This window comes from Streptomyces sp. NPDC048671 (genome assembly GCF_055587045.1).
Genome location: NZ_JBVJHB010000002.1, coordinates 477,025 through 489,895 on the forward strand (window position 1 = coordinate 477,025; position 12,871 = coordinate 489,895).

The 12,871-nt window shown below is 72.1% G+C and carries 11 protein-coding genes; 6 read left to right on the plus strand and 5 right to left on the minus strand.

Annotated elements, in window-relative coordinates; genetic code table 11:
• Window positions 1–149: 149 nt before the first annotated feature.
• From ACZ6S6_RS06515 to ACZ6S6_RS06540, 6 genes are all read left to right on the plus strand, one after another.
• Window positions 150–875 carry a response regulator transcription factor gene (locus tag ACZ6S6_RS06515; RefSeq protein WP_362954284.1) on the plus strand — a complete coding sequence of 242 codons (726 nt, stop codon included), beginning with the start codon at window positions 150–152 and terminating at the stop codon, window positions 873–875.
• Window positions 862–3,009, plus strand: coding sequence for a sensor histidine kinase (locus ACZ6S6_RS06520; protein ID WP_469704189.1), 2,148 nt, complete (start codon window positions 862–864; stop codon window positions 3,007–3,009). Before ACZ6S6_RS06515 ends, ACZ6S6_RS06520 begins: the two co-directional genes overlap by 14 nt.
• Before the next feature lie 125 nt (window positions 3,010–3,134).
• Window positions 3,135–3,530, plus strand: coding sequence for an RAD23 family protein (locus ACZ6S6_RS06525; protein WP_362954286.1), 396 nt, complete (start codon window positions 3,135–3,137; stop codon window positions 3,528–3,530).
• Between the two features lie 90 nt (window positions 3,531–3,620).
• The gene (locus ACZ6S6_RS06530) at window positions 3,621–4,295 is read left to right on the plus strand and encodes a class F sortase (protein WP_469704190.1); all 675 of its coding nucleotides are present in this window, start codon (window positions 3,621–3,623) and stop codon (window positions 4,293–4,295) included.
• A 191-nt stretch (window positions 4,296–4,486) separates the two neighbouring features.
• Entirely contained in the window at window positions 4,487–5,467 is a 981-nt protein-coding gene (gene sph, locus ACZ6S6_RS06535; RefSeq protein WP_469704252.1) for a sphingomyelin phosphodiesterase, read from the plus strand.
• A gap of 167 nt (window positions 5,468–5,634) precedes the next feature.
• The gene (locus ACZ6S6_RS06540; protein ID WP_469704191.1) at window positions 5,635–6,846 is read left to right on the plus strand and encodes a hypothetical protein; all 1,212 of its coding nucleotides are present in this window, start codon (window positions 5,635–5,637) and stop codon (window positions 6,844–6,846) included.
• Between the two features lie 47 nt (window positions 6,847–6,893).
• Here ACZ6S6_RS06540 and rbsD read toward each other — a convergent pair whose 3' ends face one another.
• Genes rbsD through ACZ6S6_RS06565 form a run of 5 tightly spaced genes read right to left on the minus strand, consistent with a single transcriptional unit; the run spans window position 6,894 to window position 12,809 of the window.
• Window positions 6,894–7,283 (minus strand): D-ribose pyranase, encoded by a 390-nt coding sequence (rbsD, locus tag ACZ6S6_RS06545; RefSeq protein WP_362954292.1) that lies wholly within the window; start codon window positions 7,281–7,283, stop codon window positions 6,894–6,896.
• Complete coding sequence (locus tag ACZ6S6_RS06550; RefSeq protein ID WP_469704192.1) at window positions 7,280–8,209, minus strand: ribokinase; 930 nt, start codon at window positions 8,207–8,209, stop codon at window positions 7,280–7,282. The genes rbsD and ACZ6S6_RS06550 overlap by 4 nt, the downstream gene beginning before the upstream one ends.
• A gap of 49 nt (window positions 8,210–8,258) precedes the next feature.
• Window positions 8,259–10,223: an ABC transporter permease/substrate-binding protein gene (locus ACZ6S6_RS06555; protein ID WP_469704193.1), complete on the minus strand. Its 1,965-nt coding sequence runs from the start codon at window positions 10,221–10,223 to the stop codon at window positions 8,259–8,261.
• Entirely contained in the window at window positions 10,213–11,751 is a 1,539-nt protein-coding gene (locus ACZ6S6_RS06560) for a sugar ABC transporter ATP-binding protein (RefSeq protein ID WP_362954296.1), read from the minus strand. Before ACZ6S6_RS06560 ends, ACZ6S6_RS06555 begins: the two co-directional genes overlap by 11 nt.
• Entirely contained in the window at window positions 11,748–12,809 is a 1,062-nt protein-coding gene (locus ACZ6S6_RS06565; RefSeq protein WP_469704194.1) for a LacI family DNA-binding transcriptional regulator, read from the minus strand. Before ACZ6S6_RS06565 ends, ACZ6S6_RS06560 begins: the two co-directional genes overlap by 4 nt.
• Window positions 12,810–12,871 lie beyond the last annotated feature (62 nt).

The window sequence follows — 12,871 nt, forward strand, 5'->3', positions numbered from 1 at the left end:
CCGTGCCCCGTGCGTACGGATCCTGCTCCGTGCCCACGTGCACGGGCCTGCCCCGCACACCTGTTACCTGCGGGTACACAAGAACAGGTCACGGTCCCCGCGGGCAAGAGGTCGGCGGCCGCAGTTCGAACCCCTCTACGATCGACGGCGTGTGCGCAAACGTGATCGTCGCTGAAGACGACGAGAAGCAGGCCGAACTCCTCCGCCGATACCTCGAACGGGAAGGTCACTCCGTCACCCTCGTCGGCGACGGCCTCGCGGCCCTCGACCTGGTCAGACACCGGGAGCCGGACCTGCTGGTCCTCGATGTGATGATGCCTCGTGCCGACGGTCTGGATGTGGTGCGTGTCCTGCGCGCCGAGTGCCGGGAGTTGCCCGTACTCATGCTGACGGCCCGCACGACCGAGGACGATCTGCTGCTCGGACTCGATCTGGGCGCGGACGACTACGTGACCAAGCCGTACAGCCCGCGTGAGCTGATGGCCCGGGTCCGTACGCTGCTGCGCCGCAGCAGACGCGCCACGGGCGCCGAACCGGCCGATGCCGCACTGCTGACGGTCGGAGCGCTCGTCGTCGATCCGACCCGGCACCTGGTGTCGGTCGGCGGCGCGGCCGTGGAATGCACCCCCGGTGAGTTCAGGATCCTCGCCGCGCTCGCGGCCGAGCCCGACCGGGTGTTCTCCCGGCAGCAACTGCTCGCGGAACTCCACGGCTTCGACCGGTACATCAGCGATCGGACGGTCGATGTGCACATCATGAACCTGCGCAAGAAGATAGAACCCGCCCCGCGCCGGCCGGCCCGGCTGCTCACCGTCTTCGGTGTCGGATACAAGCTGACGGACCCGGCGAAGGCTGCGGCACGTGCGTCGTCGTAGCGGAGGGCGCCACCACGACGGGGCGCACAGCGCCTCCCCCGGCTCCGAGCGGCGGGCGCGGCTGCCGTTGCGCAAGAGCCTCTTCGCCCGGCTGCTGGCCGTGTCGGCACTCGTGGCGGCGTGTTCGGTGGCTGCCACCGCCTGGCTCGCCGTACAGACGACGTCCGGCGCGATCAGGCAGGAACAGGGGCAGAACCTCACGGCCGATGCCCGGATCTACCAGAGCCTGCTCGGTTACGCGGCGGCTCATCCCACCTGGGAGGGCGTCGGGGGCACGGTGCGTGAGCTGGCCAAGAAGTCCGGCCGGCGGATCGCGCTGACGACGGAGCGGCGCGATCCGCTCGCCGACTCGGCCGACCCGGAGTCGTCGGCCGCGCTGCCGGCGCAGGCCTCGGCGATCGTCGACCCGCTGTCGGTGGACACCGCGCTGGCGGCCGAGACCGCGGGCGCCTCCGGCGCTCCGGCCGACCGGGTCGATCCGCGAGCGGTCGGGCCGTTCCGGCTGCCCGCATCGGAACGTACGGCGCTGCAACAGATCGCCGACCGGAACGTGGCCTGCCTCAGCGAGTCCGGGATCGCCTCGGACGTGGTCCGCAGCGCGAGCGGTCGCCCTCGCATCCAGGTTGTGGGCAACGACCCCGACCGCCTCCAGGGCGCTCGCTGCATGACCGATGCCCTGGACAGTCCGACGGCGACCGAGAAGAAGGCGCTGAAGTCCCTCAACCAACTGGCCGACGCCTGTCTGAAGCGCCAGGGCCGCGCCGGCGTGCAGCTGAAGCTCGATCTGTCCTGGGGGCAGGCGCCGGAGCCCCGGCCCGCGGAAGCGCGCGCCAGTATGGCGCCGAGCGTGGCGCCCAGTCCCATGCCGACCTCCCCGCCCACGGCCACGCCCAGCGTCTCTCCGGAGTCCCGCCCCTCCTCTGCCGTAGGCAACGGCGAGGACGGCCGGGCCATCGCCTCCTGCGTCGGCACGGCCCGTCGTGAACAGCTCGGTTCGTACGTCGCCTCGCCCGCCCTGCTGTTCATCAGCGACACCGGCGGCACCACGGTGCCCGGTTTCGATCTCTCACCGGCCAACACCGCCAGGATCGCGGGCACCGCGGCTCTCGTCCTCGCTCTCACCGTCGGCGCCTCGGTACTCGTGGGCGCACGGCTCGTACGCCCGCTGCGCGCGCTGACGGGCGCCGCCCAGCGGATGCGGGACGGCGAGGACAGCGTGCCCGTGCTGGTCGCCGCGGACAACGAGATCGGGCGGCTCGCCGCCACCTTCAACGACATGTCCGCCCACCGCGCCCGGCTGGAGGCCCAGCGCAAGGCCATGGTCAGCGATGTCGCCCATGAACTGCGCACCCCGCTCAGTAACATCCGCGGCTGGCTGGAGGCGGCACAGGACGGCGTGGCCGACCCGGACCCGGCGTTCATCGCCTCGCTGCACGAGGAGGCGGTGCAGTTGCAGCACATCATCGACGACCTCCAGGACCTGGCCCAGGCCGACGCGGGCGCGCTGCGTCTGCACCCCGAACCGGTACGGATCGAGGACCTGCTGAACCAGGTCGCCGCCGCGCACCAGGCCCGCGCTGAGACGGCCGGGGTCGCCCTGACGGTGCTCCCCGCGCCACCGGGCCGCCCGGTCCCGAGGCTGACGGCCGATCCGGTCCGGCTGCGTCAGGCCATCGGCAATCTGGTCTCGAACGCCGTCCGCCACACCCCGTCCGGCGGGAAGGTCACCCTGCGTCCGTACGGCTCCGAGTCCGGGGAAGCGGTGCTGGTGGACGTCACCGACACGGGCAGCGGCATTCCGCCCGAGGACCTCGGCCATGTCTTCGACCGTTTCTGGCGCGGCGAGAAGTCCCGCAGCCGCCGTACGGGAGGCAGCGGGCTGGGCCTGGCGATCGTACGGAAGCTCACGGAGGCGCACGGCGGTACGGTCACGGCGGTGAGCGTGCCGGGACAGGGGTCGGTGTTCACACTCCGCCTCCCGGCCGACCGCGGTGGCTCGTCCGGGAACGGTTCGACGGAGGCCGGCTCGACCGACGGCCTCTCAGCCGACGGTCTCTCAGCCGACGGCCTCTCGACCGACGACCTCTCGACCGACGACCGGGATGGCGGCGGGCGCGGCTCCGAACAGCCCTGATGCGATGACCACAGCGTTCTGACAGTTTCTTCATAACTTCGGGACAGCCTGTCGGCACGCCTCGCACCGCGGTGCGATTCCGCATCGCGGCGCCGTCGGGGCCGACCTGGAACGGAGCCATATTCATGTCCCTGCGCTCGTCCTTGCGTACCGCCGTCCTCGCCGCTGTCGCGGCCGGCGCGGTATGTGTACCCGCCACCTCGGCCTTCGCCGACTCCTCCCCCACCCCCGCGCCCGCGGCCACGCCGTCACAGAGCCCCATGCGCTCCGCCCCCTCCGAGGCCCCCTCCGTCGTACCGTCCGAGGCGCCGCGTGGCGGCGTGGCCGCGGGCGACAGCCCCACACCCGCTGTCCGGCCGACGACCGTGCCGCGCGGCGGAGTCGCCGCGGGCGAGCGCCCGGCCGGCACGTCCGGTGACAACACCGCCGCGGTGACGGGTTCCGCCGTGGCGGCCCTCCTGGTCGCGGGTGCCGGAACGGTCGTCCTGCGCCGCCGCTCCACCGGCCGCCGCAACGGCTGACCACCCCTCAGCCGACAAGCCGGCAGTGGCGCCGTCCTGCATCAGGGCGGCGCCACTGCCGTCGGCCGATCTCTTCTGGAGTCTCTTTTCATGCCCCGCACGCCCCAGTTCCTCCGGCGCACCGCGCTGCCGGTGCACGCCTGCCTCGCGCTGACCGCGCTGATCGCGCTGACCGGCTGTTCCGACGCCTCCCCGTCGAAGCCCTCGGCCGCGGCCGGGAGCACGGAGTCGGCCGCCACGGCCGGAACTCCCGCCCCCGGCCCGGGAACCGCCTCCGAATCCGCGTCCGGGTCCTCGTCGTCATCCACATCCGCGAAGTCCGCCTCGCCGCCCGTCCATGTCTCCGTCCCCTCCCTCGGGATCAACAGCGCGGTCATGCGCCTCGGGCTCAACCCGGACCGCTCGGTCGAGGTGCCGCCCGCCGACAAGGGCATGACGGTCGGCTGGTACACCGGCGGCTCCGTACCCGGCCAGCCGGGCCCCGCCGTACTGATCGGCCACAACGACACCCGCTACGGCCGGGCCGTGTTCCACGACCTCAAGAAGATCGCCAAGGGCGCGGACATCGCCGTCCGCGACGACCGGGGCACCGAGATCCACTTCAAGGTCACCGGCCGGGAGACGGCGAGCAAGAAGGCGTTCCCGACCGCACGGGTCTACGGACACACCGAGGCCCGTGCGCTGCGGCTGATCACCTGCGACGGTTCGTTCGACGCCGCGGGGCACCCCGTGGACAACCTCATCGTGTACGCCGAGAGGGAGTGAAGAACGACCGGTGACAGGCGTCCGGAGGTGGCGGTCAACCGGTGACGGGCCTCCCGAAGTGACGGGCACCTGATGGACGGTCGCGGGCAGTGCTCCCGGCACCTGCCGTCTACCCACGGGTAACTCCCCCTGGTTTCATGGGTTCCAGCATTCTCCCGCCCCCCATGCAGCAGCAGAATCAGGAGCACCCCGTGCCGCACTCCGCGCTCCGCCGTATCTCCGGCGCGACCCTGTCCGCCACGCTCACCGCCGCCGCGCTGGTGGCCGCCGCACCACAGGCGTCGGCCGCCGACGCCCCGCCGCTGCGGGTACTCACGTACAACACGTTCTTGATGAGCACGAACCTCTACCCGAACTGGGGGCAGGCGCACCGGGCGGCCGAGATACCGAAGGCCGACTTCTTCCGGGGCAATGACGTCGTCGTACTGGAGGAGGCGTTCGACAACTCCGCGTCGGACGCCCTGACACGCAACGCCTCCGCCCAATACCCGTACCACACACCGGTGGTGGGCCGGAGCAAGAGCGGCTGGGACGCCACCAGCGGGGCCTACTCGTCCGCCACACCGGAGGACGGCGGCGTCACGATCCTGAGCAAGTGGCCGGTCCTCCGTCAGGAGCAGCACATCTACAAGGACGCCTGCGGCAGCGACTGGTGGTCCAACAAGGGCTTCGCCTATGCCGAGTTGGACGTCAATGGGGCGAAGGTGCACGTGGTGGGCACCCACACCCAGTCGACCGACCCGGGCTGTGCGTCGGGCGAGGCGGCCGGGGACCGGGCTCTGCAGTTCCGCCAGATCGACGCGTTCCTCGACGCGAAGAACATCCCCGCATCGGAACAGGTCATCGTGGCAGGCGACCTCAACGTGGACTCCCACTCCCCCGAGTACGCCTCCATGCTCGCGAACGCCGGGCTGACCGGGGCGGACTCCCGCACCGGGCACCCCTACTCGTTCGACACACGGGACAACTCGATCGCCGCCGAGCGCTACCCCGACGACCCCCGCGAAAATCTCGACCACGTCCTGCACCGCACGGGGCACGCGAGGCCGGCGGGGTGGACGAACGAGGTGGTGAAGGAGGATAGCGCGCCGTGGACGGTGTCGAGCTGGGGGACCGACTACACGTACACGAACCTCTCCGATCACTACCCGCTGGTGGCGTCGGGGCGGTAGCCGGCGCGCGGCCCCGGCCGTCCCGGGGCCGCCCGGCTTGCCGGGATCAGGCAGCCAAGGGGCCCTGGGGCTGCCGGTCCCGCTTCTTGATGACGGACCGCACCGCGGCGCAAGCTGGCCGCGCAGGAGTACGGCTGTCGCGATGCGAGGGGGCCCGGATGAGGCACATGCCTGTGTTCCGGTGGGTGCTGGCACTCGGCCTGGTGCTGATCGGGTGTTCGCTGGGCGTGTACCTCGCCGCGCCGGGCTTCCCCGAGCTCCGGCAGGTCGACCTCACCGTCCTCGACGAGGCGGCGGACGGGGCGTGCACGGTGCGCTGGACCGACCCTTTCGACCAGCGCGAACGCGAAGGGCCGTACCGGTGCGAGGCCGGCCGCGACCCAATCCTGAAGGCCCCGGCCTTCGACGCGGGCTCCGGACTCGGCTGGGACAGCGGATTCGTGGTGGCCGAAGGCGCGGACCGAGGTGATCTGTACGCGCTGGATCAGGACTACGGGCCGAGGAACGCGCAGATGCGGACGTCCGACGCGCTGGTGGTGGCCGGGCTCCTCCTGACGATCGTCGGTCTCGTCGGCGGCAACATCCGCGGCGCGGCACGGTTGAGCGGGGTGAGCCCGCGCCTGGTCCGGCGGGCGCAACGGCTCAGCGACGCCGCGGTGGCGGTGGCTGACGACCACGAGCGGGCCGTGGAAGCCGTACGGGCGGCCTGGGCGCCGTTGCACAGGGAGCTGGTGGACGAGCGGCTGGGCAGGCTTCCGGTGGCGCGGCTGCGCTGGGCGGTCAGAGGGCGGCCGGGGGCCGGCGAGTGGGAGAAGAGCGGCATCCGGAGTGTGCGGGACGTACTCGACGCCGGAGTCTGGGAGTTGGGCCGGCTGCCCGGAGTCGGTCCCCGCGCGGCCGAGCGCGCGATTGCCGCCGCGCAGCGGATGTCCGACCGGGCCGACGCCACCGCCGCCGTACGGATCGACACCGGCCGGCCCGAGCCCGGAACCACGGCCCTGCTGGTCGCCCTACAGGTGCTGGTCGAAGGCGGGGCGGCGGCCCGGAGTGCGGCGGAGGAGGGAAGGGCCCTGGCCGAGCGGCTGGAGCCGCTGCTGGCCGACGCCGAGCCGTGCGGCACCTACCAGGCGATGCTGCGTGCCGGACCCGGCCGGCGCGGGCAGGCCCGCACGTCCGTGACGCGGCTGCGTCAGGAGTTGGACCTGGCCGCACGGTCCGGCCTCGCGGACCGGTTCGCGCAGGCGTCGGTGGATCTGCTGCGCGGTCAGAACAGCGATGCGGCCGGGCTGGCCGCACGGGTGGACTTCGATGCCCGCTCCGCGGAGTACTGCCGGGTACTCGTGGATGTCACGGGCCACGGCGTCGTGCCGGCGCGCTGACCGTTAGGTCGTGTCCACGGGCCGGTGCGACCCGCGCGCCGACGGTCTCAGAAGAACACCCCGCACCTCAGCAGCACATTCGCGTACGGCCGTGCCTCGCCCGTGCGGACCACCAGGCGCGCGTCCGCCGTGAGCGCCTTGAGCGCGTCGTGGGGGACGTGGCTGAGTCGCGGAAGGCGTCCGGTCAGGAGGCGGGCCGTCTCCGGGTTGGCCTCCCGGATCTCCTCGGCCGCCGTCGCGCCCTCCACCACCAGTTCGTCCAGCAGGCCGTCCAGCACCTGCGCGAACGACGGGACGCCCGCCCGGAAGGCCAGGTCGACGAGGCGGGGACCCGGGGGGATGGGCATGCCGACGTCGCAGATCAGGACGCCGTCGCCGTGGCCCAGTTCGGCCAGGGCCCCGGCGAGGTGGCGGTTGAGGATGCCTGACCTCTTCACAGTGCGGAGACCTCTTCCGCGGTGGGGAACGACGCCTGCGCGCCCTCCTTGGTGACGGCGGCCGCGCCGACCCTGACGGCGAAGGCCGCCGCCTCGGGGAGCTCCTCGCCCAGGCCGAGCCGCCAGGCCAGGGCCGCCGTGAACGCGTCGCCCGCGCCCGTCGTGTCCACCGCGTCGACCGCGGGGCTCGGTACCCGTACGCGGTCGCCGGTACGGGTGTCGGCGGTCAGCGCTCCCCCGGCGCCCAGGGTGATCACCACCGAGCGGGGGCCGAGCGCGGTCAGTGCCCGTGCCCAGGACTCGGGGGTGGTGCCCGCTTCCGGGCCCAGGATGAAGCGGGCCTCGTGCTCGTTGACCACCAAGGGGTCGCAGGCCGCCAGCACTTCGGCGGGAAGCGGGGCGGGCGGGGACGGGTTGAGGACGAGGCGGGTTCCGGAGGGAAGGACGCGGGCCGTCTCGGCGACCGTGTCCAGGGGGATCTCCAGTTGGACGGAGACGACCCGGGCGGCGCGGAGCAGTGGGGCCGCCGCCCGGATGTCCTCGGGGGTGAGCCGGGCGTTGGCGCCCGGCGAGACGACGATGCTGTTGTCGCCCGACGGGTCGACCGTGATCAGGGCGACGCCCGTGGGCGCTCCGCCGACGAGGACTCCGGTGGTGTCGACGCCCGCCGACCGCTGCGATTCCAGCAGCAGCCGGCCGTGGGCGTCGTCCCCGACGCGGGCCAGCAGCGCCGTGCTGGCTCCGAGGCGGGCGGCGGCCACCGCCTGGTTGGCGCCCTTGCCGCCCGGGTGGACGGCCAGGTCGGAGCCGAGCACCGTCTCCCCCGGTGCCGGGCGCCGGTCGACGCCGACGACCAGGTCGGCGTTGGCCGAGCCGACGACCAGGAGGTCGTACCGGGCGGGACCGGAGTCCTCGTTCTCGTACATCTGTTGCTACCGCCTTCCTTGGACTGCGTGATCAGGGCCCGTGCCGCGGTCAGGAGAAGTCGGCGACGTTCTGCCGGGTGACGACCTTGACGGGCACCTTCACCGTGCCGGCGACCTTCTTGTCCTCGGCCGCCCGGACCGCGTTCTGCACGGCGATCTTGCCGAGCTCCTTCGGCTGCTGGGCGACGGACGCGTACAGCGTGCCCGCGCCGACCGCCTTCAGGCCGTCCGGTGTGCCGTCGAAGCCGACCACGGAGACCGACTTGCCGGCCTTGCTGCCGAGCGCCTTGACCGCGCCGAGCGCCATCTCGTCGTTCTCGGCGAAGACGCCGGTGATGCCGGGGTGGCCCTGGAGGAGGTTGGTCATGACGTCCAGGCCCTTGGTGCGGTCGAAGTCGGCCGGCTGGGTGGCCACGACCTTGACGCCCGGGTACGCCTTGATGCCTGCGGCGAAGCCCGCTCCGCGCTCGCGGCTGGCGGAGGTGCCCGCGGTTCCCTGGAGGACGACGATGCTGCCCTTGCCGCCGAGCTTGTCGGCGAGGGCCTTGGCGGCGAGCTTGCCGCCGGCCACGTTGTCGGAGGCGACGAGCGTCGCCGTGTCCGCCTTGTTGACGCCCCGGTCGGCGGCGATCACGGGGATGCCGGCCTCGTTGGCGCTGCGTACGCCCGGTCCGACCGCGTCGGAGTCCACCGGGTTGACGATGATCGAGTCCACTCCGGAACTGGTGAAGTTCTGGAGCTGGTTGGCCTGTTGCGAGGCGTCGTTCTGGGCGTCGGTGACGGTGAGGTCGATCCCGGCGGCCCTGGCCTCCGCCTGCGCGCCCGCCTTCATCTGGACGAAGAAGGGGTTGTTGAGCGTGGAGAGGGACATGCCGATCCTGGTGTTGCCGCCGGAGGAACCGGAGTTGAAGAACGTCACGGCGGCTATGACAGCCGCCACGCAGACCAGTGCGAGGCCGGCCTTCATCGCTCCCCTGCGGCCCCCTCCCGGTGATCCGGGCCCGGAGGAGGAGCCGGCGCCGGCCGCCGCCCCCGAACCGGCCCTGCGGCGCAGCGTGTCGAGCAGCACCGCGAGGGCGATGACGACGCCGATGACGACCTGCTGCCAGAAGGCGGAAACGGACATGAGGTTCAGGCCGTTGCGCAGGACGGCGAGGATCAGCGCGCCGATCAGGGTGCCGGAGGCCTTGCCCACGCCGCCCGCGAGGCTGGCGCCGCCGATGACCACCGCGGCGATCGCGTCGAGTTCGTACCCCTGTGCGGCCTGCGGCTGGGCGGAGGTCAGACGGGAGGCGAGGACGATGCCCGCGACGGCGGCGAAGAGACCGGACAGGGCGTAGATGGCCAGCTTCTGCTTCTTGACGCGCAGTCCGGAGAGCCGGGCGGCTTCCTCGTTGCCGCCGATCGCGTACATGGAGCGGCCGAGGTAGGTACGGGCGAGGACGAGGGCCGTGATCAGCCCCATGGCGATCATGACGAGGACCGGTACGGGCAGCCAGCCGCCGAGCGTGTCGCCGAGTACGGAGACAGAGTCGGGGAACGCGATCGGGCTGCCCTGGGAGATCACCAGGGACAGACCGCGTGCGATCGACAGCATGGCCAGCGTCGCGATGAACGACGGCAGCTTCCCGTACGCGACGAGGGCGCCGTTGACGAAGCCGCAGGCGATGCCGGTCGCGACGGCGAGGAGGACCGCGAGGACGACGGGGATGCCCGCCGATGTCGCCGACCAGGCGAGGACCGTCGCGGAGAGCGCGGCGACCGAGCCGACGGAGAGGTCGATGCCGGCGGAGACGATGACGAAGGTGACGCCGAACGCGAGGATCGCGGTGACGGCGGCCTGTACACCGACGTTCAGCAGGTTCTGGGTGGTGAGGAAGTCGCCCGAGAGCAGTGACATCGCCACCAGCAGGACGACCAGTGCGGTGAGGGCTCCGTTGTCGAGCAGCAGGCGGCGCAGGCCCGGTCCGGCGGCTCCCGCGCGCGTCTTGCTCGGATGGGTGTCAGTGGCCACGGGGGCTCTCCTCGTCGTTCTCGGTGGGTTCGGCTGCGGCGGCGGAGCTGACGGCGAGGGCCATCACGGCGTCCTGGGTGGCCCGCTCGGCGGGGAGTTCACCGGCGATCCGGCCCTGGGCCATGACCAGCACCCGGTCGCTCATGCCGAGGACCTCGGGCAGATCGCTGGAGATCATGAGTACGGCGTGGCCGGAGGCGGTCAGCTCGTTGATGAGCTGGTAGATCTCGACCTTGGCGCCGACGTCGATGCCACGGGTCGGCTCGTCGAGGATCAGCACCCGGGTGTCCGCGAGCAGCCACTTGCCGATGACGACCTTCTGCTGGTTGCCGCCGGAGAGGGTGCGGACGTGCTGGCCGAGGCCCGCCATCCGTACGCCGAGCTGTTCGGCGATCCGGGCGGCGGCCGTGCGCTGGCCCTTGAGGTCCACGAGTCCGGAGCGGCTCGCCGACCGCAGTGTGACCAGGCCGAGGTTCTCCTGCACGGAGGCGTCGAGCACCAGGCCCTGTCCCTTTCGGTCCTCGGGGACGAGGCCGATCCCGGCGCTCATGGCGGCCGTGACGTCGTGCTTGCCGAGCCGCTCGCCGCGTACGTCGACGGTGCCCGCGTCGTAGGGGTCTGCGCCGAAGACGGCACGGGCGACCTCGGTGCGGCCGGCGCCGACGAGCCCGGCGAGGCCGACGACCTCACCGGCGCGCACCTCGAAGCTGATGTCGTGGAACACGCCGTCGCGGGTGAGCCCGCGCACGGACAGCAACGCCTCCCCGGCATCGGCGCGTTCACGGGGGTACTGCTGGTCGATGCTGCGTCCGACCATCAGCTGGACGAGTTCCGCCTCCGGGGTCGAGGCGGGCACCTGGTCGACGCTGCGGCCGTCGCGCAGGACGGTGACGCGGTCGCCGAGGGCGGCGATCTCGTCCAGGTGGTGGGTGATGAAGACGATCCCGACGCCGTCCTCGCGCAGCCGGCGCACGATGCGGAAGAGTCTGTCGACCTCCTCCGAGGTGAGGACCGCGGTCGGCTCGTCCATGATCAGGACGCGTGCCTCCAGGCTGAGGGCCTTGGCGATCTCGACCATCTGCAGCCGGGCGATGCCCAGTTCGCGGATCTTCGTCCGGGGTGAGACGTGCAGGCCGACGCGGTGCAGCAGCACCTCGGCGTCGGCCTCCATGCGGCGCCGGTCGATCAGTCCGTAGCGGCGCGGCTGGCGGCCGAGGAAGATGTTCTCGGCGACCGTGAGATCGGGGACCAGGTTGAACTCCTGGTAGATCGTGGCGATCCCGAGCTTCTCGGCGTCCTGCGCGCCGTGGATGCGGACTTCCTGTCCGCCGGCGAAGATCCGGCCGCTGTCGGGGCGGTAGGCGCCGGAGAGCATCTTGATGAGGGTGCTCTTGCCCGCGCCGTTCTCGCCGAGCAGGACGTGGACCTCACCGCTGCGCAGATCGAAGTCGACGCTGTCGAGGGCGACCACGCCGGGGAAGGTCTTGCGCACGCCTTCGATGCGCAGCAACTCGACTGGCTCGCTCACGCGTTGCTCCTCGGTTCGGATGCGGGCAGGGGCGGTTCACCGGCGGGCCCGGCGGTGCGCCCGGCGGTGCGCTCGCCGCAGGAGCCGCGTACGACGAGACGGGCGGGCAGGGTGACGGACTCCGGGGGCCTGCCCTCGACGATGTCGACCAGCGCGCGTACGGCCGCGCGGCCGAGTTCGCCGGTGGGCTGGGCGATCGCGGTGATCGGCGGTCCGGTGTGGACGAACCAGGGGATGTCGTCGAAGGCCGCGAGCCCGATGTCCTCGGGAACCCGCAGGCCGTGGGCGCGGATGGCGTCCAGGGCGCCGAGGGCCATGAGGTTGTCGGCCGCGAACACGACCTCGGGCGGTCGCGGCAGGGCGAGGAACTCCTCGGTGACGCGTCTGCCGCTGGCCGCCTGGAAGTCGCCCTGGCCGATGTAGGCGTCCGGCAGCGCGAGCCCGTGCGCGCTCATCGCGGCCCGGAAGGCCTCGACGCGCTCGTTGCCGGTGGTGGTGGCCGCGGGCCCGGCAATGATGGCGAGCCTGCGGTGACCGAGGGCGTGCAGGTGGGCGACCAGGTCCTGGATGGCCCGGTGCCCGTCGGCGCGTACGACGGGGACGTCCACTCCCGGCATCCAGCGGTCCACGAAGACCATCGGGGTGCCGGCGCGTGCGACGTCGTGGAGCAGCGGGGAGTCGCCGTCGGCCGGCGAGACGAGGAGCCCGTCGATCCTGCGGTCCAGGAGCGTACGGACGTGGTGGTCCTGCTGTTCGGGCTGCTCGTCGGCGTTGCCGATGATCACGCTGTAACCGAGGGCACGGGCCTCCTCCTCGACGGAGCGGGCCAGGGCGGTGAAGTACGGGTTGAGCACGTCGCTGATGACCAGACCGAGCGTGCGGGTCTGATCGGTGCGCAGCGAGCGGGCGAGGGTGTTGGGCCGGTAGCCGAGGGCTTCGACGGCGGCTAGGACGCGTCTGCGCGCGTCCGGGCTGACGGAGGGATGGCTGTTGAGGACGCGGGAGACCGTGGCGACAGAGACTCCTGCCTGGGCCGCGACATCCTTGATGCTCGCCATTTCCGGGACCACCTCCTTGTGGTTTCCGTACGCCTCGAAACCAGCAGCCAGGGCCGTGGAAT